Origin of the sequence: Nisaea sediminum (genome assembly GCF_014904705.1) — a bacterium.
GTDB lineage: Bacteria > Pseudomonadota > Alphaproteobacteria > Thalassobaculales > Thalassobaculaceae > Nisaea > Nisaea sediminum.
This window is the reverse complement of sequence record NZ_JACZCQ010000010.1, coordinates 231,789-253,612: the sequence shown is the minus strand read 5'-3', so window position 1 is coordinate 253,612 and position 21,824 is coordinate 231,789. Positions and strand designations below refer to the sequence as shown.

The window sequence follows — 21,824 nt, the reverse complement described above, 5'->3', positions numbered from 1 at the left end:
AATTTATGCCGCCGCGCCGTAGAGCGATGCGACGGTTTCCTCTCCGAGCGCGAATGCGGTGCTCATCCCCGTGCCGCTCGAGACGACAAGAATGCGCACGCCCTCGGACGGCGTGTCGATAAAGGCCGTGCGGTCGGCGGCGGACGGGTAGATCCCGGTCCAGCGCTCGATAACCTTGCTGTTCTTCAGTGCCAGCACGCGGCCCGCTTCCTCGACAATCAGATCCTCCACCGCGGCCGGCGCGAACGGATCGGGCGTCGCGGCATAGTGATGGGAATCCCCCACCACGAGGGAGCCGTCAGCCCCCTGCACGACGATCAGGTGAATGCCATGAGCCAGCCATTGCGGCTGCTCCACCTCAAGGCGCGTGCGCAGAATCTTGGACGCCGGAAGTTCGGTATAGCCCTCGTACCGTACCAGGCTGAGATCCGACATGACCGCGCCGGGCAACTTCCATTCCGGCGGCTGCGGCGCCAAGCGCAACATCTGCAGCTTGCAAAGGCGGAGGCCGTAAGAGGCAAGACGCTCGGGAAACAGAGTTGCCAGATCCGGCCCGGGGCAGACGACCACCGCCTCGGCCTCGATCAGGCCCGCGGTCGTCTCCACGCCTCCATCAGAAACACCGATCACGGCGGTGGACCAGCGAATGTCGACGCCACATTCGGCCTGCAGATATTGCGCGATCCTCGGCAGCGCCTGGCGCGGTTCGACGCGCGCCTCGTGCGGGCTCCACATCGCCGCGGCGAGACGGGACGAGACCAGCACCGGAGCCTTCGCCGCCGCAGCCTCCGCAGTCAGCATCAAGCATTCGCGGCCCATCTCGGTCGCGGCGAATTCTTCCAGAACGGCGACCGCTTCCGGTCGCTGCGCCGTGATCAGAAGGCCTTCATGCAATACCGGGATTCCCGCCTTGGGGGCAATATCGCGCCATATTTCGGCCGACCGGCGTGCCCGTTCCCAGGTTTCACCCGCTTTCTGGCCGGTAACGGTCACGAAGCCGAAATTCCGGACCGAAGCGCCGTTCGATTGGGCGTCCCGATCGATGACGATGACGCGCTTGCCGCGCTTCGAAGCGGCCAGCGCCGTCGCCAGACCGCAGATACCGCCGCCGACAATCGCGAGATCGTAGGAATTTGCCATTTTCGCCCGCCCGAACTGAGGTGCCGGCTGCGGATAGCATACCGGCGTGACAAGTAGGTTACTCAGTAGTGCCTAAAGCACCGGCGCATCAACGGCGAAAAATGCGTATTGCTCGGAGATGTCACGCCACGAGCCGTTCTCGAAAATCTGGACTCGCGGCAGGACCGGCGGCATTTCGTGCTCGAAAACCTGCACGACAATGGCCATGTCCGCGTTCCTGCCATCGCGCGAGAGCGGCATCATCAGGCGGGACGTTCGCAGCATGCGCCCCTCGTCCCAGCGGAAGCGGCTGTGCGAGAAGACCGGAAGCTTTTCCTTGCAGGTGAGCATGAAGAGACCGTGGACGAAGTCGAAGTAACTTCCCCGCAGAACCTCGGAGAGGTCGATGCCCGTAATATCCCGGCCGAAATTCTCGGCGAAGTTCGTTCCGACCACCCTGTGGCGCACGCTCCCCGCTGCGACGTCGACATCCGTCAGCAGGCTGTGAGGAAGCAGAGCCGGCCCCATATCCATCGGATCCAGATCGCGGCGCAACGGCATCGCTGCCCCGTTGCGGATGCGAGTCCAGTAATCGAACGCGCGACAGAGAACGCCGTTCCCTAATACAGATTCCGTGCTATTCCGCAACGCAACACGCCCCAAACGCGATGCAGGAGAGCCAGCAGTAGCTCGCTCCGGTCCAGACACGAATCTATCATTTCATTTTAATTTAACTCAAACCCTTTTCGCATTGAAAAACAAAGAAAATACAAACCTATTTGGTGCAGAAAATTTATTTCTGCACCTTACGCGGATATTGATCGGACATTATTTCAAACTTGGATTCTCTTCAGCTGCCAAGTTCCGTCCGATACCCCTCGAGGAGCGGCGCAACGCCGGAAAGATCATATCCCTGTGCCGCGGCGGCGGAAGTAACCTCGGCGATCGATTTTCCGTGAAAACAGACCTGGGTCAGCGCCCACAGGATCGTCGATCTCGTCCCGCTCCGGCAAAAGGCAAAAACGGGTCCGTCGGCCGACTCGACCGCCGTATGATGCTCCGCCACCAGTTCGGGAGTGAGCGTAGGCATGGTCATCGGAATAAAACGATACGACAGCCCCGCGGCCTCGGCCGCGGCCCTCAGATCGACCTCAAGAGCCTGTCCCGGCTCCTCCCCATCCGGCCGATTGTTGATCACGAATTTAAAGCCTTGATCAGCTATCGCTTGCATATCTGAAGGAAATACCTGACCATCGACCGCATAATGCTCGCTGATTTCTCTGATATTCATTATGGTGCACTCCGCCTCAACGACTCTGAAATCTGATTGATTTTTCTCACAACGCCGGGTTCAAAACGACTCTCTATCAGCCACAAATTGTTCCTTTCGTGGTGAATCGCACCGCCGATTTTGCCTACTTGGTTCATTATCATATGCGATCTGATATAAAACATGTTGAAGACCACCATGCCGCGCACTTCGCTTCCAGTGCTTCCAGTGAGTCTGGATCAGGACATGGGTTTGGGGGAACCTATAGTGTCACGGTCGATTGACCAGCATCTTCTGCAGGAAGACGCCCAGAAGTTCATGGGTACATTCCTTTCAGAGCACAAGAAGTGGCTGCAACGCAAACCCGGCGGCAAGCAGTGCGATCTGTCGCGCCTGGACCTTGCCGGCATAGATCTCAAGAGCGCTTTGCTCCCACGCGCCGTTCTGGTCGGAACGGGCCTGCAGAACGCCCAGATGGAAGATGCCGACCTGAGCGAGTCCGATCTTTTCGGCGCGAAGCTTCAGGGCGCGAACCTGAAGCGGGCCAAGCTGAAACGCACGATCCTGCGCGGCGTCAATCTGAAGAATGCCGACCTGTCCCATGCCGACCTCGAGGATGCGGATTTCCGTGGCGGCCTGGTCCTTGGAGACTCGCCGGGTGAAACGATCGGCATGGAGCAGAGCGATCTCAGCGCCTGCCTGATGGATTTCGCCCGCGGTCAACGCGCCAAGTTCTCCAATGTGGATCTGAGTGGTGCCAGCCTCCGGGAAGCAAATCTGAAGGGTGCCGAGCTTTTCGGATCCGATCTGTCCGGAGTGGACCTCACCGGCGCCAATCTCGAGGATGCCGATCTCTCGGACACCCGCCTGACGGACGCCAAGCTCGAGCGCACGATCCTGAAGGGCGCGCGCCTCGCCAACAGCATGGTCAGCGAGGATGCCCTCGCCAGAGCCGAAACCGATGCGCACGCCTTCGACGAGATCAACAACGTCAAGCTCAGCATCGATCTCAACACCACGGGCGATTTCAAATCGCTGCCCCAGGAATTGCGGATCGCACTGGCCCAGCATTTCGAATGGCTGCAGTCGAACGGCGAACGCGGAACACGCGCGATCATCAAATCGATGTCGCTGCGCAAACTGAAGTTGCGGCGCCAGAACCTGACCGGTGTATCGCTCTATTCCTGCGATCTGAGCGATGCCGATCTGTCCTTCGCCAACCTGGTGCTGGCCGATCTCGAGAAGTGCAATCTCATGAACGCCACGCTCGCGGGCGCGCTGATGTTCGGCACCAATCTGAAAGGCGCGTTCCTTAGCGGAGCGGATCTTTCCAACGCCCATGTCGGCGCCATGCCGATTTTCGGGGCCGACGGAAAGCGGACCGGGAAGGTGCGCAAGACCGACATGAGCGCGGCGAACCTGAACAACGTCAACTTCGACGGCGTCGACATGGAAAGCATCGTCAGATAAGGCGCGGCGCGCCTCAGCTCTTCATCGAATTCCGCAAATCCTGATGCTGCAACCCGGCGAAAATCGATTTCGCCCCCTTCATGTGGGTATTGACCTTGGCGTTGTAGCAGATGTGGTCGAAACCGTGCTTGTCCACGATCTTGATCTTCTGATTGCGGAACCGCGCTTCGTCCTTCGGGCCTGTGAGGTAGAACCTGATCTCCTCGACCTGGTCGCCGAAAACATTCAGCCCCCTGAACCCGTCCAGAACCTTGTTCGCCGCCATGACATAGCGGTGCGCGGTCCAGATGTCTGAGCCGAGGGAGAGGTTCGCGCAATCGCCGACCAGGATCTGATCCGTGCGCGCCTTGCCGATCAGACGGGCGACATTGATGGTGACGTCGCCGACGATATATTCGTGGCGCGCGACATATTTCGGGCTCGGCTCGTAAAATACGTAATGGCTACCGCCGCTGAGAGCCAATCTGATGTCCGGCAGCGGCATCTTGTCCGTCATTTCCCGCTGCAGGCTCTTGTAATAGAGCGAGAACAGGGTCATCAGAACGAAGAGGCTGATATCCTCCTCAATGCCAGTCTCGAGGTTCCAGACGTAATAGCCGTCGCCGGTCGTCGAGCGCCCCATGACCATCGGCAGCCCTTTCTGGTGCAGGGTCGCCTCGGCGAGCGAGAGGCTGAATTTCAGCGTCGACAGATGGTTTGCCTGCTCTTCCGGGCTGTATTTCGAGAACCCGACGACATCGATGAGGAAGACGGTGCGGAAGCGGGCGAATCCGATCGAGTAGCGGGACATGACGGATTCGACATCGTCGTGCGAAAGCCCGTTGCCGCTGCCTCCGATCGGGAAATCCAGCCGGATTTCCGTCGGTTGCACACCGAGAAAACTCACGATGAGCTTGAATTCCTCGTCCGTGCAGTGACGCGGCCCCTCGAAGATCCGTTCCTCCGGCTCCTTCAGTTGAAAGAGACGCGTCTTCGGCAGCAGGATGATCTCAAGGCCCTTGCGTGACGGACGCCATGCCACGACCGCGTTCGAGCCGAACTGCGACAGACCGAAGAGAAGCTGATTCAAGGAAAGGCGCAGGTCGTCCCGGCGTCCGACGGGCGGCTGCGATCTCACGGTCTCCTGCATACTCGTTCACCAAGTGTAAAGGATTGCTCCATAACCTAAGCCATACTATGGCGGTCGGAAACCACCTTGAACCTGAACAGAAAATGCGTCCCGTGGCTTTCGTCGGATGCACGATCTCCCAAATTCCGGGGGGTTCACCGTCACGTGCATTCGCGTCGCGCATGCGGCAAATATTGAACCTTCGAGTGTCTGCATGACCGTGGCATTTGAGATATCCGAGCATCGCCCCATCCCAGAAGAGGTTATGACCTCGATAAAGTCGCACCATGCATATGTCGCCGGGCGGCCGGGCGGGACCCGACTCAACCACAACGACCTCGACGTCTCGAAATGCCGCTTCGACTACATGTCCCTGACGCAGGCGGTCATCCCTTGCGCAGATTTCACCGAGACCTCGTGCGGGCGCACCGACTTCAGCAAATCCGATCTCTACGGTTCGAACTTCGCCTGGGCAGACCTGAAGGGCGCGATCTTCTCCAAAGCCGACCTCCGCGGCGCGAACTTCACGATGGCGGACCTTACCGGCGCCTCCCTGCTGGAGGCCGACATGCGGCCCGGCCAGATCGTCCGATGGGCCACCAAGAGCAACGGCGGCGCCACGAGCACAAATCTGGACGGCGCGAATATGAACGACGTCGATCTTCGCGGAGCCGACCTTCAGGACGCCAATCTGACGAATGTCCGCGCCATCGGCACGATGTTCACCGACGACGACATGCATGCGGTCAACCTCGCCGGCGCGACCCTGGACGGGGCTGACCTCTCCGGGTCCAAATTGCGCGGGGTCATTCTCGCCGGCGCTTCTGTCGTCGGAACGAACCTTTCGAACTGCGATCTTTCGGGCGCCAATCTGCGCAATGTCGACCTGTCGAAAGCCAAGCTGCACAATACCAATCTCGACGGCGCAATCACTTTGGAGAACAGCGAGGATCTTCCCGGCGAGATCGCGGAGATGATCGGGTTGCACAGCAAGTGGATCGTCTCGAACGGCGAGGTTGGCGAGCGGGCCGATTTCAGCGGCATGGACCTGCACGAGATCGAGCTGACGGGATGCGATCTGCGCGGCGCGACATTCTCGGGCGCAAATCTGGACGGCGCGACTTTCGACCAGTCCGAATTGATGCTCGCCAATTTCTCCGGTGCCAGCCTGGTTCGTGCAAGCTTCATTGGCGCGGCCCTCCGTGGCACAATGTTCTCCAACGCGGATCTGCGGGAAACGAAGTTCATGGGCGCGCGCCTCGAAGTCGCCGAAATCTTCAATGCGAAACACCAGCGAACTGGCAAGACGATACCCGTCATGTTCAACGGCGCCGCCCTTCACGGCACCAATTTCGGCCGCGCCAAGATCGATGGCGCGATCTTCAACGACTCGGTTCAGGTCGGCACGATCTGGGAACATGCCAGAATCGATAACTGCACCGGCATTATCTGACGGGGATCGGACAATCGCACCGTCAATCACATCGCGCGCCCCAGAAGGCCAACCGGAACGTCGCAGCTTCAACCGTCGCGAGACATCGCTGACGGGGGCGATCTCTACGTCGCCGGACTTCCGGGAAAGCTGGCCTGTTGCGGTGCAGGACATCTCGCTCATCGGAATGCATATCGTCGGCGAGTTGCCCGATTTTGACTCATCCCGCACCTACTTTCGTCTCACGGGAACGAAAACCTGCATCGCCTGCGACCGGGTTTCCCAAAATGATGGCGGCCTCCGCGTGAAGATCGAACTCGCCCATCTGGAGCTTCAGAACCTGATATTGGAATCCGACGTTTACGCCTCCCTTGTCCTCGAAGCGATCCCCGACGAACTTCCGTCCTCCTGATCCAAAATATTCTTTATCCATTTGAAATAATTGCATTTTAAAGAAGACAAAATTAGTATTCTATGGCTATTGCAATTGAGAATGACTTTCAATAAGGTTCTCTCATCGACACCGGAACCGACGGCTCCGACCGGTCGGCCAAATGAAGGCGAGAGATATGAAGACCAAGATTTTTGCACAGATGGTGATCGCCGCAGCGACAGTCGCCGGCGCCCTGACCGGCCTCCCGGCCAGCGCCGACGAGAGCGGCTCCAAGAAAGCAGTGCTCGCGACCTATGCGGACATCGCCGCGGCCGGCTATGCCGACTCCCTCGCGAGCGCCGAATCCCTCCGCAATGCGGTTTCCACGCTGATCGCAGCGCCGACAGAGGCCAATCTGGCCGTGGCGCGCAGCGCCTGGATCGCCGCGCGCGAGCCTTACCAGCAGACCGAGGCTTACCGTTTCGGCAATGCGATCGTCGATGATTGGGAAGGCAAGGTGAACGCCTGGCCGCTCGACGAAGGCCTGATCGACTACGTGAAGACCGACTATTACGGCTCCGAGTCGGACGCCAATCCCTATTACACCGCGAACGTGATCGCGAACCCGGCTATGACGATCGGCGGCAAGACCATCGACGCCGGTACGATCGACCGCGCTCTGGTCGAATCGCTGCACGAGATCGACGAGATCGAGGCTAATGTCTCGACCGGTTACCACGCCATCGAGTTCCTGCTCTGGGGGCAGGACCTGAACGGCACCGGCGCAGGCGCGGGTGACCGCAAGGCCAGCGATTTCGACACCGGGAACTGCACCAATGGCAATTGCGCGCGCCGCGCCGCCTATCTCGCCGTCGCCACCGACATGCTGGTGGACGAGCTTGAGTGGATGGCGGCCCAGTGGGCCGACGGCGGCGCCGCGCGCACCGGCCTTCTGGATGGCGATGCGGACAAGGGCATCGCCACGATCCTGACCGGCATGGGCAGCCTCTCCTACGGCGAACTCGCCGGCGAGCGGATGAAGCTCGGCCTCATGCTGCACGATCCCGAGGAAGAGCATGATTGCTTCAGCGATAACACCCACCGCTCGCACTACAACGATGCGCTGGGAATCCGGAATGTCTATCTCGGCGAATACAAGCGGATCAACGGCACGGTCGTGAAAGGCGCGAGCCTGTCCGCCCTGGTCGCCGCCACGGACAAGGGTGCCGACGCCGACCTGCGCGCCGCCCTGGACGCCACCATGAACAGGATGACGGTCCTCTCCGACGAAGCGGAGAAGGGTCAGCGTTATGACCAGATGCTCGCGGAGGGAAACGCGCGCGGCAATGAGATCGTTCAAGCCGCCGTCGACGCCCTGACCGCGCAAACCAAGTCGATCGAGCGTGTCGTCGCAGCGCTCGGTCTGTCTGCCCTCGAGTTCGAAGGCTCCGACAGTCTCGACAACCCGGGAGCTGTCTTTCAGTAAGCGGGTGCGACACCAGCATATCTCTCCCACTAGGGGGCGGCTCACGCCGCCCCCTCTTTTATTCCGGGAGAGAACCGGACTGCGATAAAACGTCCCGTTCCCTCCATTGGAACGGCCCGTGTTCTTGCGATAGAACAGGCACATGTTGAACAGAAAGACCCTGCTGCTGACCGCGCTGCTCGCCATCGCCGGCGGCATTTCAGAGAGCGCCGCCGGCAGCGACGCCGAACGGATCACGCGCGTGGTGGCGCCGACCTCGGATTTCTCCAGCGCCGAGAAGTACGAGACCATGCAAGGGGGAGCGACGACGCACCTCAAACGAATCAATGGCGACGTCTTCTCTCATCCCTCGGCCAACATGGCCTTCGAGCGTAGGCTCGATTTCGAAATCGGCGACGGCATCTTCAAGAAGATGTGGGTCAGCTCGCCCGCCAGCACCAAATCCTCCGACGGCCTCGGCCCGCTCTACAATGCCCGCTCCTGCCAGCGCTGCCATCTGAAGGACGGGCGCGGCGCGCCACCGGTCGGCGTTCACGCGGGTTCCGTCGCCCTCCTAATCCGGCTCAGCGTTCCGCCCCGGAACGATGCGGAGCGGGCGCTTTTGGAGGCCGGAACCGTCCACGCGATCCCCGACCCGGTCTATGGTGGCCAGTTGCAACCCTTCGCCACACCGGGCCTGGACGCCGAGGCGCAGGTCGAGATCAGCTACGAACCGGTTCCGATCGCGCTCGCAGACGGCACCATGATCGAACTTCGCAAGCCGACGGTCACCCTCGCCGATCCCGCCTATGGGGCAATCCGCAACGACCTCATGATATCCGCCCGGATCGCCACGCCGATGATCGGCCTTGGCCTTCTGGAGGCGCTCTCCGAAGAAGATATCCTTAGCTGGGCCGATCCCGACGACCGGGACGGAGACGGTGTCTCCGGACGCCCCAACCGGGTCATGAGTGCGCTTCATCGGGAAGTCATGCTCGGCCGTTTCGGCTGGAAGGCCAACGAGCCGACCCTGAAGGATCAGGTTTCCGCCGCCTTCGCCGGCGACCTTGGCATATCGTCGAGCGTGCATCCGGCCAATGCCGGCGATTGCACGGAGGCACAGCCGGTCTGTCTCGACGCTCCGCACGGCGGCGACGCCGAGGACGGCAATGTCGAAGTGAACGATCACCTGCTCGATCTCGTGACCTTCTACAGCCGCAACCTGTCCGTTCCGGCACGGCGCAAAGTGGATGATCCGTCGGTACTTGCCGGCAAGCGGGTGTTCTACGAGACCGGTTGCATCGCGTGTCATCGCCCGAAATATGTGACGCCGCGCGATCCCTTGCGGCCGGAGCAGTCCTTCCAGCTAATCTGGCCCTATACGGACATGTTGCTGCACGACATGGGTGACGGCCTCGCCGATAACCGCCCCGACGGCAACGCGGACGGACGGGAATGGCGCACGCCGCCGCTCTGGGGTATCGGTCTCACCGACACCGTCAATGGCCATACCTTCTTCCTGCACGACGGTCGCGCACGGAACCTGCTGGAGGCAATTCTCTGGCATGGTGGCGAAGCCGCAAGCGCGCGCGACCGGGTGCTCGCTCTCTCCAAGCAGGAACGCGAGCACCTGCTTCGCTTCCTGAATTCCCTCTGACGAGGAGGACGACATGAAACGCATCGTAGCTTCAGCAGCCATCGCCTTCTCGGTCTCCTTCTTCCCGCAACCGGAAGGCGCTCGCGCCCAGGATGCCGAGACGGCCTATGCGACCATCGCCGCGGCCAGCGTCACCAACCATATTCTTCCGCGTTACGAGCGCCTCGCCGCCGCCGGCGCCACGCTCGCCGGCGAGGCGGACGCCTATTGTGCGGCCCCGGATGCCGCGGCTTTTTTCGCGCTCGACCGGGCCTTTCGCGATTTCTGGCTCAGCTGGGCGGACATCCGGCATATCCAATTCGGCCCGATCACCTATCTCGACCGTGCCTACCGGATCCAGTTTTGGCCGGACACGCGCGGCAAGATCGGCAAGCAGCTCGCCCGCACCCTCGCCGACGCGGACAGCGCCTCCCTCTCCGCGGAGCGCTTCGCCACCACCAGCGTCGCGATCCAGGGATTGCCCGCGCTCGAACGCCTGCTGGCCGAGGGCCATGACGGCTACGCCGGCGCCAAGGGCGCTTTCCGCTGCGCCCTGACCCGTGCGATCGCCCGGAACCTGGCCACGATCTCCGAGGAGCTTGTCGCCAACTGGAACCCGAACGACGGCTACGCTCACATGGTGGCGGTGGCCGGAACCGGGGACGGTCCCTACAACGAGGCCTACGAAGTCCCGGTCGACCTGCTGCAAAGCCTGCTGGGAGAAATCGAGGCCAATCGCGATACCCGGCTCGGTCACCCCCTCGGCTCGACCAGCGAGACCGCACGGCCGAAGCTCGCCGAGGCTTGGCGCAGCGGGCTTTCGCGCGAAATCCTGGGGCGATCGGTGAGCGGGCTCGAAGACCTTTATCTGAACGGCGGCTTCGACGCCGCGCTCCGCACCAGCGGTGAAGCGGCCCTTGCGGACCGGATCAAGGGGCTCTTCACCCGAATCGAAAGCGACGTCACGACCATCGGGATGCCGCTCTACGACGCCTTCGAGAAGACCGAAGGCCGGGAAAAGCTGCAGGCCATCCGCACCGAACTCAAGGAACTGGCTGGCCTGATTGGAACGGACCTCGCCGTCGCGCTCGACATCTCGCCCGGTTTCAACAGCAGGGACGGAGACTGAGCCATGATTTCACGCCGGGACCTACTCGCCGGGCTCGCCGCTACCGGCGCAACGACACTGTTCACCTCTCCGCTGACCGCCGGAAGCGGAGACGACCGCCTGCTGATCTCGGCCGCCCGCAGGAATGACGGGAGCTTCGTCCTCGTCGGCTGCACGGAAAGCGGGGAGATCACCTTCGAACTACCGCTCCCGGGGCGCGGCCATGCCACGACGCTCTCGCCTGACGGCAAAACGGCCGTGCACATGGCCCGCCGCCCAGGGCGATTCATGCTGGTGGTGGATATCGCGACAGGGACGCTCCGCGAATTCGTCAATGCGCCGGAGGGACGGCATTTCTACGGTCATGCCGGCTTCGCCCCGGACGGGAAACTGCTCTTCACGACGGAGAACGACTTCGATCGCGGCCGCGGCGTGATCGGCATCTGGGACTGCCGAGACGGATACCGGCGCGCCGGCGAATGGGACAGTTTCGGTATCGGTCCACACGATCTGACGCTGCTGCCGGGCGGTACCGTTATGGCAATCGCAAATGGCGGCATTCTCACCCATCCGGACAGCGGCCGAGCGAAACTGAATATCCCGGACATGAAGCCGAACCTTACCTTCGTCGACGTACGCGACGGAACCTTCATTCGCCAGATCGAGCTGCCAGCCGAGCTGCACAAGAACAGCATCCGCCATCTCGATTCCGGGCCCGACGGCAGCGTGCTCTTCGGCATGCAGTATCAGGGTGCCAAGACCGATGCGCCGCCGCTGGTCGGACATGTCGGGCCCGACGGCGGGTGTACTTTGTTCGATGCGCCGGAAACACTGACGCCGCAGCTGCAGGGCTACTGCGCCGACGTGGCGATCGACGCCTCGGGCCGGTTCGGCGCCAGCACGTTCCCGCGCGGAGACCGGATCGCGATCTGGTCGATCCCGGACGGCAAGCTCGTGATGCTCAATACAGTCCGCGACAGCGCCGGAATAGCGACCGGCTCCCGTCCCGGCGCCTTTCGCTTCTCCACCGGCTTCGGCCGCTTGCTGACCCGTGTGGCCGGACCGGACGGAACGATCGCCGAACACGGTGCGCGGCGCTTCGCCGGCCTCGCCTTCGACAATCACATGACCCTGGCTGACCGGCACATCTAAGGCACGGTCACGGCTTTACGCGGCAAGCCATATCGGCAAGTGTATGCAGCGTCGGCACCGGAAAACGGTGCGACAGTTCGCCGACTGGGCGGAGTGTGGGAGCCTGCCTATATCCGGTCCGTTACCGAGCTGCCGGCCAGAAACTGTGGAGAGAGAAATGTTGCGCAATGTCGCCTATGCCGCCGCCGTCCTGACCTTGATCGCCAGTCCGGCCGTCGCCTCCGGCGACGCGGACCAGGGCAAGAAGGTCTTTAACAAGTGCAAGGCCTGCCACGTCGCGGACAAGCAAAAGAACCGGGTCGGCCCGCACCTCGTCGGGATCTTCGGACGCAAGGCCGGTACCGTCGAGAGCTTCAAATATTCCAAGGCCATGACGGAAAAGGGCGAAGAGGGTCTCGTCTGGACCGAGGAGACCATGACCGAATATCTGAAATCTCCGAAGGCCTATGTGAAAGGGACCAAGATGTCTTTCGCCGGCCTCAAGAAAGAGGACGATATCGAAAACGTGATCGCCTATCTCAAGGCCGAAACCGCGAAGTAATCGCCTCTGCCTGACGATTCGGACCGCGCTGCCGGTGTTCCGGCGGCGCGGTTTCTATTTTTGCTTTCCGAATCTGGCTGCCAGCTCGGCGCAATAATCGCGCTCGGGATGCGCCCGCTCTGTGAACCAGAGGAAATCGAACCTCCGAGAGAGCGCCGCTTCGGGGACCGCCGAATTATCAGCGCCGCGCTCGAGAAGCGACAGCGACGCGATATCCCGCACGCCGAACCGGTGGATCAGATGATAGCCGGCGCCGATATCCCGGCGCGCATGTTGTCCGCCCGCGATCAGAACGGCGCCGTCGGCCGTCGCCGCGGCGCGGACCATCGCTTCCGCAAGGCTCGCGTCCCTGGCGATCTGAACCCTGATCATCGGCGCCAACCGGTCACGCGGTACCAGCTCGCAATGACCGCGATAGACCGCCTCCTCGACCGCATTCCTGACCTCTTCAGGTAACGGGGCGTTCAGGTGGAAAGCGTCCGTCAGGCCCGGATCGGCGTTTTCGGGATCGTTCGCCAGTTGCCCGACCGTCCCGCGGTCGATATTTCCGGCGACCATAGGCAATCCGGCCGCCAGCGCGACCTCGGCGATCGGCCGGTAGTATTTCCAGTCCGGCCAGCCGGACTCCGCCCAACCGACTGCCTCGGCGAAGCGATCCGGGTCGGTATCGCCGCCGGCGGCAAGATCGTCGATGGCGGGTTGCTTGCCGCGTGGAATCATTTCCCACACCAGTGCCGGCCGACGACCCAGATCGACCATCCGCGCGAGCAGGCGCGCCTGGATCAAATGATGCTCCGGATTGTTGTGCTTCTCGCCCAGCAGCACGAAACGATGCGACGCGAGTTCGCGACCGAGGTAAGCCTCGGCATCTGCCGCAACCGTCGCCAAGAGTGCGGGAACGAAAGACAAGGCCAGAAGCAGGGCCGGCACGCGGCCCGGTATCAGGTTCGAGAACACGTAACGCCCCCCTTTTGCCGTCGCTTGAGAACAGATAGCCCCGGGGGAATGATACGGCGCTGCGGCGAAATGTCGGGCCCGGTCAGTCGAACAGACTGTCGATCGCGGCCTGATCCATGATGTCGTCGATCTCGGCCTGGTCGTAGCGCGGCACGGTGCCGTTGATGACGCCGGATATCTGCTCCAGCGTCGCCTTGATCTCGCGGACCTTCGCCATGGTCTGATGCTGAAACGCGTCAGCGGGCACCGTTCCGTTCAGCTTCTTCAATAGGTCGGTTGCCGAGAAGATCTGCTCGTTCGCCGCCGCGACGAGATCCTCGAAGGCGTCGATATATTCCCGGGGCGCGTTCTCGTAAGCCCAGATGGCGAGTTCCTTGTCGGAGAATCCGCTGGCGGCGAAATGCTCGATATAGGTCGCCGGTTCCCACTGCTCGACCTCCTCGAGCATCTCCGGCATGTCCGGAACGAGCTCGAGCAGCATCACCACTTCGTTGAAGTGATTCAGATAATCCGTTGCCAGTAGGGACGTCTCATTGATGTTCGTCCCCCGGACAAGCAGTCGGTAGGTTTTGGTCAGGCGAGGCTGCGTATCCATCACAGCAACCATAGCGCATTCCCGGCATTGTACAGATGCAATTATCCAAATTAACGCCTCAACTCATTAAGATTACGTATATTTTAATCATGTTGCCGGTACTTTCGGCGGTACGCTGTTGACGCTCTCCAACCCCGGCGCGGGTCAGTCTTCGAGGTCGAAGCGCCGCAGTTTGTCGGGATTGCGCGTGATCATGATTTCCTCCACCCGGTTATCGCCCCCAACCGCGAAGGTCACCACCGCCTCCGTCCGGGTGCCGGCGCGGGCGATCAGCGCGCGCTGCGCGTTGATCTCGGCGACAGCGACCTGATAGTTCGCATACCAGCGTGAGAGATAGCGGGTGACAAACTGGAGGATCACATCCGGACCATGGAGCGGTTTGCGGATCGAATCCGCCTTTCCGCCACTATCCGCAGTCAGCACCGCGTGGCTCGAAAGCAGGGCCGCAAGGCCGTCGGCGACGCCTGTCGTCACGGCGGACTGGAAGGCCTCGACCAGGCGCTCCTGGATGTGTTTCGGAGCCGGCCTGGTATTTCCCGCGCTGCGGACATTGACCCGCGCGCGGGACGCCAGCTTGCGGCATGCCGCCTCGCTAACCTGCAGGCTTTCCGCGATCTCCGCATACTCCATGCCGAATACGTCATGCAGGATGAAGGCTGCACGCTCCTTCGGCGCCAGACGCTCGAGCACAAGCAGAAACGCCATGGTGACGCTCTCGCTCATCAGAAATTCGGTCTCCGGCGTTCCCTCCTGCGCCGTTTCCATCGGCTCCGGGAGCCATGATCCGACATATTCGGTCCGGCTCCGGCGCGCTGACTTCAGCACGTCGAGCGACCGGCGCGTGGCCACCGACGTGAGCCAGCCCCGCCGGTTCTCGATTTCGTCACGATTTGCCGCGTCCCAGGCGAGAAAGGTGTCCTGAACGACGTCCTCCGCCTCGGCGCGGCTTCCGAGCAGGCGGTAGGCGAGACCGGTCAGCATCGGTCTCGCCTCCTCGAATGCTTCTATATGATCCAACGGCCGTTCCATCAGTGGTTCGAGATCTGGATCCGGTTCCAAAGATTGATCATCGCCACGATCGCCGTCAGCGTCGAGATCTCGCGGTCCGTGAAATGTTCCCTCAACTCCTGCCGCAAGGGGCCGAGATCCACCTTCGGATCGGGCTCCGTCAGCGCTTCGGTCCAGGCCAGCGCGGTCTTTTCCGCCGGCGTGAAGTCGCGCACATGGCGCCAGACGATGACGCGGTCGATCCGGTCCTGGCTCTCGCCGTCCTTACGCGCTTCGTCGATATGCATCTTGACGCAGAAGGCGCACTGATTGATCTGCGATGCCCGGAGCTTCACCAGGTGATGGAGAAGCCTGTCGAACCCGGCCTCCGAAATCTCGTTCTCGACGGCCTGCAAGCGGCCCAGAATATTTTCTGCATTGGCGTAAAAATTCACGGCTGCGGTCCCGGTCACCTTATCCTCCTTCATGGCGTTGCGGTGGGGTTTCACAGACCTGTCGAGCCAGCGCCAGCGGCTGTGACGTAGGGCGGCATTTTTTTCGCCGCGGCAGCGACGCGCGCTGGAAGTCGCCGGGCCGACGGGGTAGCTTTGCGGCCATGACGAACCGCCTGATAGCATTCGGGAATCTGTTTCTGGGCACGGTCCGAGACGTGCTCCCGATCATCGTCGTCGTCGCCTTTTTCCAGCTCGTCGTCCTGCAGCAACCGTTTCCCAACCTGACGGAAACGCTGATCGGGCTCGTGATCGTGGTGCTCGGCCTCACCCTGTTCCTGCAGGGCCTGGAGATGGCGCTGTTCCCGATCGGCGAGTTCCTTGCCGGCGCCCTCGCGCGCAAAGGCAGCCTGCTCTGGCTTCTGCTCTTCGCCTTCGGTCTCGGCTTCGGAACCACGGTCGCCGAGCCGTCGCTCATCGCCGTCGGCGAGGAAGCGGCACGCGTCATGGCCGAGAGCGGTTTCATCCAGCACGATCCCCGCGCCATGGCCGACTATGCGCTGGCATTGCGCTACACGGTTGCTGTCTCGGTCGGCGTGGCGATCGTCGTCGGCGTCTTCCGGATCCTGAAGGGTTGGCCGCTGCACTGGATCATGATCGGCGGCTATGTCGTCGTCCAGGGCCTGACCGCCATCGCGCCGGAGGAGATCATCGGCATCGCCTACGACAGCGGCGGTGTCACCACCTCGACAGTCACCGTGCCGCTGGTGACCGCGCTCGGCGTCGGGCTGGCGACGGTGATCCGCGGACGGAACCCGGCCATCGACGGGTTCGGCCTGATCGCCTTCGCCAGCCTGTCGCCGATGATATTCGTGCTCATCTTCGGAATGGTGGTCTGATGACGGAATGGCTGACGGCGCTCGCGGACGCCTTCTTCGGCACCATCCTCGACGTATTGCCGATCGCCGGCATCCTCGTCTTCTTCCAGCTCGTCGTCCTGAGGCAGCGCATTCCGCATCTCGGACGTGTGCTGACCGGTTTCGTCTACGTGATCATCGGCCTCGCGCTGTTCCTCGTCGGCCTCGAGAAAGCCCTCTTCCCGATCGGCGAGCACATGGCGAAACAGCTCACCGACCCGGGCTTCATCGCCCTTGGCCGCCCGGCGGACTCGATAAGCTGGGCGGACTATTACTGGGTCTATCTCTTCGCCGCCGCGATCGGCTTTTCGACGACCATCGCCGAACCCTCGCTGATCGCCGTCGCGAACAAGGCCAGCGAACTGACCGGCGGCTCGATCAGCGGTTGGGGCCTCAGGATGGCTGTCGCCATCGGCGTCGCGCTCAGCATCGCGGTCGGTGCCTTCCGCATCGTCACCGGAACACCGCTCTATCTCTACATGATCGTCGGTTACAGCCTCGTCGTCCTGCAGACGATCTATGCCCCGCGCATGATCATACCGCTGGCCTATGACAGCGGCGGCGTCACCACCTCGACCGTGACCGTCCCGCTGGTCACCGCGCTCGGCCTCGGGCTGGCCTCCACGGTGCCCGGCCGCAATCCGGTGCTCGACGGATTCGGCCTGATCGCCCTCGCGAGCCTGTTCCCGATGCTCAGCGTCATGAGCTACGCACAGGCGGGGGCCTGGCTCGCCGCGCGTCGCAAAAAGCGGGAGCGGGAACGCGCGGATTTCGATAAAGCGACCCCACAGACAGGGAGTGAGCGATGAAGTTCAAACTGATCGTCGCCGTGGTCAATGACGAGAAGACCGACATCGTCGTCGATACCGCACGCAGCTGCGGCGGAACCGGCAGCACGGTGATCACCAATGTCCGCGGCGAGGGGCTGAAGCCGTCCTCGACCTTTCTCGGGCTTACCCTGGAAGGTCAGCGCGACATCGTGCTGCTCGTCGTCGAGGAGCATATGTCGCGTCATATCCTCGAGGAAATCGGCAGGGCGGCCCGGTTCGACGAGGATGTCGGGAGCGGCGTGGCATTCCAGATCGACATCGAGGACGCCGTCGGCCTGACCTCGCAAATGAAGACCATCGAGAAAGAAATCGAGGAAGAAATATGAGCCAGCACAGTTACGTGAAGGTTGAGGACGTGATGAGCGGCAATCCGCGCGTCATCGACGGCCTCGCGACCGTGCGCAACGCGATTGACCTGATGCGGGAGCACCATGTCAGCTCGCTTGTGATCGAGCGCCGGCACGATGGAGACGAATATGGCGTGGTCACTGTCGGCGACATCGCCGCGCACGTCGCCAGCAAGGACCGGTCGCCCGAGCGCACAAGCGTCTACGAGATCATGTCCAAGCCGGTGCTGACAGTCGATGTGAGCATGGACATCAAATACGCGATCCGGATGCTGAACCGTTTCAAACTCACCCGGGCGCTTGTGACACGGCAGGGCGAGATGGTTGGAATCGTCACGCTCCGCGACATGGTGGTACGCTACACGTCGAACGGATCCGACTGACCGCCCGGGAGGAACGGCAAGAGGTGAACGGCCCCCTCGGAAACACCGCCTACCGGCACCTATTTGCGGCGCAGGCGCTCTCGCTTCTCGGCACCGGCCTCACGACCATCGCGCTCGGGCTTCTGGCCTACGACCTCGCCGGTGCCGATGCCGGTATGGTTCTCGGCACGGCCCTGGCGATCAAGATGATCGCCTATGTCGGCCTCGGCCCCATCGGCGCCGCTCTGGCGGAGCGATTTCCCCGCCGCCCCTATCTCGTCTCCCTGGATCTGGTCCGCGCCACCTTGGTCCTCGTCCTGCCGTTCGTTTCCGAGATCTGGCAGATATACCTGCTGATCTTTCTGTTCCAGGCCTGTTCCGCCGCCTTCACCCCGACGTTCCAGGCGACGATCCCGGATCTTCTGCCGGACGAAAAGGACTATACGCGGGCGCTTTCCCTGTCCCGGTTGCTCTACGATCTCGAACAGCTGCTCAGCCCGGTGCTGGCCGGCCTGCTGCTGACATTCGTCAGCTTTCACTGGCTGTTCGTCGGGAACACGGCCGGTTTTCTCGCCTCGGCCGCCTTCATCGTTACAGCCGCCATTCCACGCCAGACGACCGACGAGAACCGGCGCGGCTTCTGGCAGCGCGTGACCCGCGGGACCTGGATCTATCTGAAGACACCCCGGCTGCGCGGTTTGCTCGCACTCAGTTTCGCCGTCGCCTCGGCGGGGTCGATGGTGATCGTTAATACCGTCGTCTTCGTCCGGACCGAGCTCGGCGGCAACGAGACCGATGTAGCGATCTTCTTCGCCGCCGCCGGCCTCGGGTCGATGGCAATCGCCCTTACCGTGCCCCGGCTGCTGGAGAGGATCGCGACGCGGCCTGTCATGATATGCGGCGGAGCGGTCCTTTGTGCCGGACTGATCATCGGGCTCTGGGCGGAGTCCTACGCCGGTGCACTCGCCATCTGGGTCTTCCTCGGCGCAGGGTCGTCCCTGGTCATGACCCCGTCCGGCCTCCTGCTGCGCCAGTCCAGCCATGCGGAAGACAGGCCCGCGCTGTTCGCGGCGCAATTCGCCCTCTCTCACGGATGCTGGCTGGTCGCCTATCCGGTGGCCGGCTGGATGGGCTCGCGCTTCGGCATGGACGCGGCCCTTATCGTGCTTGCCGGTGGCGCCGCGACGGGCAGCGCCGCTGCCCTGATGCTCTGGCCGCGCAACGATCCCGCCGAACTGGAACACGAGCACGAGGAAGTGGTGCACGCGCACGCGACGGTCGCCGACGGGCATCACCGGCCGGACCAGATCTCCAGCGAAGATCGGTCAGAAAGAAAGCACCGGCACCGGAAGTTCCGGCACCGGCACGTCTTCGTCATCGACGACCATCATACGGCCTGGCCGAGATCCGGCTGATGCCGGCACCCGGCCAATTCGCGCCGCTTACCAGGTTCCGGTATTCTGCATCGAGGCCCAGGGCTCGGCCGGGGCCAGCGCCTCGCCTTCCTGCAGGATCTCGATCGAGATGCCGTCCGGCGACTTCACGAAGGCCATGTAGCCGTCGCGCGGCGGCCGGTTGATGGTGACGCCGGCATCCATGATCTTCTGACAGGTCTCGTAGATATTCTCGACGCGGAAGGCGAGATGCCCCCAGGCGCGGCCGGTCTTGTACTCTTCCGGGTCCCAGTTGTAGGTCAGTTCGATCACCGGCGCGCGCTTGTCGGACGCGGCGGTCGCCTCGTCGCCCGGGGCGTAGAGGAAAATGTTGGTGAAACGGCCCTTCTCGCTCTCGTAGCGATGGACTTCCTTCAGGCCGAGGATGTCGCAGTAGAATTTCAGGCTCTCGTCGATGTCGCTGATCCGGACCATCGTGTGCAGATAACGCATGGGTTCGCTCCCGTTCCGCAAGCAGGTGAATGATTGGCTGGTTATGACATCGCGCAGCGGCGGCCGTGACACAACCCCGCTTTCCGCAATTCCTTCGTTCCGTTACGCGGCCTTGCCCATCTTCCAGGCCGCGATCAGGTCCGCCGCATCCGCCCCGATATGCTCCACCGGTTTGCCCGGCTTGAAGATCGAGGAACCGACGGCGACCGCCTTTGCGCCGGCGGCGAAAAAATCCGCGATGTTGCCAATCCCGACACCGCCGGTCACCACGATCCCGGCCTCCGGCGGGAGCACCGCGCGGAGCGCTCCGACGACCTTTGGCTGCACGGCATCGCCGGGGAAGAGTTTCAGATAATCGGCGCCCGCCTCGAGCGCCTGGAAGGCCTCGGTCGGCGTGAAAAAGCCCGGCATCGATATCAGACCCAAATCGGTGGTCTCGGCGATCACGCGCTCGTCGGTATTGGGCGAGACGATCAGACGTCCGCCGGCGCGGTCCACGTCCCTCACCGCCTGGGCCGAGAGCACGGTTCCTGCACCGATGACCGTGCGATCGCCAAGAGCCTTGGCGAGCATGGCAATACTCTGCAGAGGCCTTGGAGAATTGAGCGGCACCTCGATGACCCTGATACCGGCCTCGAAAAGCGCGGCGCCCACCGCGCCGGCCTGCTCCGGTTCAAGACCGCGCAAGATCGCGACAACGGGCGCCTCTTCCAGCGCCTGCTCGAAAGTGATCACCTTCACCCCCACGTCATGACACGGCCCAGTATGCCGCGCCGTCTTTCGCAAGGCCACCGCTCCGGAGCCGAAGCGGGATCATTCGAGACAGGAACGGAAGCCCTCGGCAAGCCCGAGCATCAGGGCGTCATAATTGTCCGGCCCGAAATCCAGCGAACTCCCGACAGGGTCGAGCAGGCCAAGCCGCGCCCCGGTCCCTTCCGCGACGATTTCGGCAAGACGGGGCGAGAACTGAACCTCCCGGAAGATGCATTTGATGCCGCGTGCGGAGACCAGCTCCCGAAGCTCGGTCAGCCGACCTGCGCCGGGGGGCGCCCCGGTGCCGAGGCTGATGGCACCTGCCGCCATCAGGCCGAATTCCGCCTCGAAATACTGATAGGCATCGTGAAAAACCAGAAACGGGCGGTCCTTGACCGGGTCGAGACGCGCTGCAATCGTCTTCGACAACGCCTCAAGTCCCTGCCGGGCGGCAATCGCATTGGCGCGGTAGAGCGCGCCGTTGGCCGGGTCGCGTTCCGCCAGGACCGTCGCGATTGCAGCCGTGAAAGCCATCGCGTTGCGCGGACTGAGCCAGACATGCGGATCATCGCCGTCATGGCCGTGAGCATGTTCGTCATGGCTGTGGGCGCCTTTGGCGTGGCCGCGATCCAGTTTCCAGACGACGGCCTCGCGCACCGGGAGGTGTGTCACCCCTTCGGCCTCGCCCAGCTCCACGAACCTCTTTGCGCCTCCGCCTTCAACTTGGTGGCTGGCGGCGAGGAAATTCTCGATATCGTGGGAGACGAGAAAGACCAGGTCTGCATTCTCGACCGCACGCGCGTCCGACGGCCGCAAGGCGTAATCGTGAGGCGACTGGCCGTTCCGCAGCAGGAGATGCGGCGTCCCTACCCCCGCCATCACCTTTGCCACCAGACTGTGAACCGGCGGAATGGAGGCAACGACGGACAGGTCGGCACGCGCGGTTCCGGCAAAGGCGAGAATCACGGCAAGCACGGCCGCCACAGAGCAAAAAAGGGTTTTCATCGGGATCTCTGAACTTGAAATGAAAAAATGTTATAACATTACATTTATTGAAATCAAGC

24 protein-coding genes are annotated in these 21,824 nt (G+C 62.5%); 13 read left to right on the top strand and 11 right to left on the bottom strand.

Translation table 11 applies throughout. The annotated features are described in order from the left end of the window. Positions 1 to 3: 3 nt before the first annotated feature. The 3 genes from IG122_RS20035 to IG122_RS20025 all read right to left on the bottom strand — a co-directional run bounded on the left by IG122_RS20035 (position 4) and on the right by IG122_RS20025 (position 2,410). Positions 4 to 1,140 (bottom strand): TIGR03364 family FAD-dependent oxidoreductase, encoded by a 1,137-nt coding sequence (locus IG122_RS20035; RefSeq protein WP_193187875.1) that lies wholly within the window; start codon positions 1,138 to 1,140, stop codon positions 4 to 6. Positions 1,141 to 1,212: 72 nt separating this feature from the next. Next, the gene (locus tag IG122_RS20030) at positions 1,213 to 1,827 is read right to left on the bottom strand and encodes a PAS domain-containing protein (RefSeq protein ID WP_193187873.1); all 615 of its coding nucleotides are present in this window, start codon (positions 1,825 to 1,827) and stop codon (positions 1,213 to 1,215) included. Between the two features lie 142 nt (positions 1,828 to 1,969). Continuing rightward, on the bottom strand, positions 1,970 to 2,410 hold the full coding sequence (locus IG122_RS20025; protein ID WP_193187871.1) for a TIGR01244 family sulfur transferase: 441 nt from the start codon (positions 2,408 to 2,410) through the stop codon (positions 1,970 to 1,972). Positions 2,411 to 2,656: 246 nt separating this feature from the next. On the opposite strand from IG122_RS20025, the gene IG122_RS20020 reads away from it, so the two are divergent. Beyond that, on the top strand, positions 2,657 to 3,859 hold the full coding sequence (locus IG122_RS20020) for a pentapeptide repeat-containing protein (protein WP_193187869.1): 1,203 nt from the start codon (positions 2,657 to 2,659) through the stop codon (positions 3,857 to 3,859). Positions 3,860 to 3,872: 13 nt separating this feature from the next. Here the strand turns inward: IG122_RS20020 and IG122_RS20015 are convergent, their stop codons facing one another. After that, on the bottom strand, positions 3,873 to 4,976 hold the full coding sequence (locus IG122_RS20015) for a hypothetical protein (protein ID WP_193187867.1): 1,104 nt from the start codon (positions 4,974 to 4,976) through the stop codon (positions 3,873 to 3,875). A 256-nt stretch (positions 4,977 to 5,232) separates the two neighbouring features. Between IG122_RS20015 and IG122_RS20010 the strand changes: the two genes are divergently transcribed. The 7 genes from IG122_RS20010 to IG122_RS19980 all read left to right on the top strand — a co-directional run bounded on the left by IG122_RS20010 (position 5,233) and on the right by IG122_RS19980 (position 12,674). Further along, positions 5,233 to 6,420: a pentapeptide repeat-containing protein gene (locus IG122_RS20010; protein ID WP_193187864.1), complete on the top strand. Its 1,188-nt coding sequence runs from the start codon at positions 5,233 to 5,235 to the stop codon at positions 6,418 to 6,420. Next, entirely contained in the window at positions 6,386 to 6,811 is a 426-nt protein-coding gene (locus IG122_RS20005) for a hypothetical protein (RefSeq protein ID WP_193187862.1), read from the top strand. Before IG122_RS20010 ends, IG122_RS20005 begins: the two co-directional genes overlap by 35 nt. Before the next feature lie 157 nt (positions 6,812 to 6,968). Then, the gene (locus tag IG122_RS20000) at positions 6,969 to 8,258 is read left to right on the top strand and encodes an imelysin family protein (RefSeq protein WP_226893781.1); all 1,290 of its coding nucleotides are present in this window, start codon (positions 6,969 to 6,971) and stop codon (positions 8,256 to 8,258) included. A 142-nt stretch (positions 8,259 to 8,400) separates the two neighbouring features. Next, positions 8,401 to 9,894 (top strand): di-heme oxidoreductase family protein, encoded by a 1,494-nt coding sequence (locus IG122_RS19995; protein ID WP_193187861.1) that lies wholly within the window; start codon positions 8,401 to 8,403, stop codon positions 9,892 to 9,894. A gap of 13 nt (positions 9,895 to 9,907) precedes the next feature. Beyond that, positions 9,908 to 11,002, top strand: coding sequence for an imelysin family protein (locus IG122_RS19990; protein ID WP_193187857.1), 1,095 nt, complete (start codon positions 9,908 to 9,910; stop codon positions 11,000 to 11,002). A gap of 3 nt (positions 11,003 to 11,005) precedes the next feature. Further along, a complete protein-coding gene (locus IG122_RS19985) occupies positions 11,006 to 12,133 on the top strand; it encodes a DUF1513 domain-containing protein (protein WP_193187855.1) in 1,128 nt (375 codons plus the stop codon). 157 nt (positions 12,134 to 12,290) lie between these two features. Beyond that, entirely contained in the window at positions 12,291 to 12,674 is a 384-nt protein-coding gene (locus IG122_RS19980) for a c-type cytochrome (protein ID WP_193187852.1), read from the top strand. Between the two features lie 54 nt (positions 12,675 to 12,728). On the opposite strand, the gene IG122_RS19975 is transcribed toward IG122_RS19980, so the two are convergent. From IG122_RS19975 to IG122_RS19960, 4 genes are all read right to left on the bottom strand, one after another. Further along, positions 12,729 to 13,631, bottom strand: coding sequence for a ChaN family lipoprotein (locus tag IG122_RS19975; protein WP_193187850.1), 903 nt, complete (start codon positions 13,629 to 13,631; stop codon positions 12,729 to 12,731). Between the two features lie 82 nt (positions 13,632 to 13,713). After that, positions 13,714 to 14,226: a hypothetical protein gene (locus IG122_RS19970; protein WP_193187848.1), complete on the bottom strand. Its 513-nt coding sequence runs from the start codon at positions 14,224 to 14,226 to the stop codon at positions 13,714 to 13,716. Positions 14,227 to 14,370: 144 nt separating this feature from the next. Beyond that, positions 14,371 to 15,255 (bottom strand): RNA polymerase sigma factor SigJ, encoded by an 885-nt coding sequence (sigJ, locus tag IG122_RS19965; protein WP_193187844.1) that lies wholly within the window; start codon positions 15,253 to 15,255, stop codon positions 14,371 to 14,373. Then, positions 15,255 to 15,686: a carboxymuconolactone decarboxylase family protein gene (locus IG122_RS19960; protein ID WP_319024944.1), complete on the bottom strand. Its 432-nt coding sequence runs from the start codon at positions 15,684 to 15,686 to the stop codon at positions 15,255 to 15,257. The genes sigJ and IG122_RS19960 overlap by 1 nt, the downstream gene beginning before the upstream one ends. Positions 15,687 to 15,829: 143 nt before the next feature. Between IG122_RS19960 and IG122_RS19955 the strand changes: the two genes are divergently transcribed. From IG122_RS19955 to IG122_RS19935, 5 genes are read left to right on the top strand one after another with little or no spacing between them, the layout of a single operon-like run. After that, a complete protein-coding gene (locus IG122_RS19955; RefSeq protein WP_193187838.1) occupies positions 15,830 to 16,564 on the top strand; it encodes a DUF1538 domain-containing protein in 735 nt (244 codons plus the stop codon). Then, positions 16,564 to 17,391 (top strand): DUF1538 domain-containing protein, encoded by an 828-nt coding sequence (locus IG122_RS19950; protein ID WP_193187835.1) that lies wholly within the window; start codon positions 16,564 to 16,566, stop codon positions 17,389 to 17,391. Before IG122_RS19955 ends, IG122_RS19950 begins: the two co-directional genes overlap by 1 nt. After that, a complete protein-coding gene (locus IG122_RS19945) occupies positions 17,388 to 17,738 on the top strand; it encodes a P-II family nitrogen regulator (protein ID WP_193187833.1) in 351 nt (116 codons plus the stop codon). Before IG122_RS19950 ends, IG122_RS19945 begins: the two co-directional genes overlap by 4 nt. Further along, positions 17,735 to 18,142: a CBS domain-containing protein gene (locus tag IG122_RS19940; RefSeq protein WP_193187831.1), complete on the top strand. Its 408-nt coding sequence runs from the start codon at positions 17,735 to 17,737 to the stop codon at positions 18,140 to 18,142. Before IG122_RS19945 ends, IG122_RS19940 begins: the two co-directional genes overlap by 4 nt. Before the next feature lie 23 nt (positions 18,143 to 18,165). After that, positions 18,166 to 19,536, top strand: coding sequence for an MFS transporter (locus IG122_RS19935; protein WP_193187829.1), 1,371 nt, complete (start codon positions 18,166 to 18,168; stop codon positions 19,534 to 19,536). A 27-nt stretch (positions 19,537 to 19,563) separates the two neighbouring features. Here the strand turns inward: IG122_RS19935 and IG122_RS19930 are convergent, their stop codons facing one another. The 3 genes from IG122_RS19930 to IG122_RS19920 form a co-directional block, all read right to left on the bottom strand. Further along, positions 19,564 to 20,007 (bottom strand): VOC family protein, encoded by a 444-nt coding sequence (locus tag IG122_RS19930; RefSeq protein ID WP_193187827.1) that lies wholly within the window; start codon positions 20,005 to 20,007, stop codon positions 19,564 to 19,566. Positions 20,008 to 20,109: 102 nt separating this feature from the next. After that, complete coding sequence (locus IG122_RS19925) at positions 20,110 to 20,748, bottom strand: 2-dehydro-3-deoxy-6-phosphogalactonate aldolase (protein ID WP_319024943.1); 639 nt, start codon at positions 20,746 to 20,748, stop codon at positions 20,110 to 20,112. 72 nt (positions 20,749 to 20,820) lie between these two features. After that, positions 20,821 to 21,765: a zinc ABC transporter substrate-binding protein gene (locus tag IG122_RS19920; protein ID WP_193187825.1), complete on the bottom strand. Its 945-nt coding sequence runs from the start codon at positions 21,763 to 21,765 to the stop codon at positions 20,821 to 20,823. Between the last annotated feature and the right edge of the window lie 59 nt (positions 21,766 to 21,824).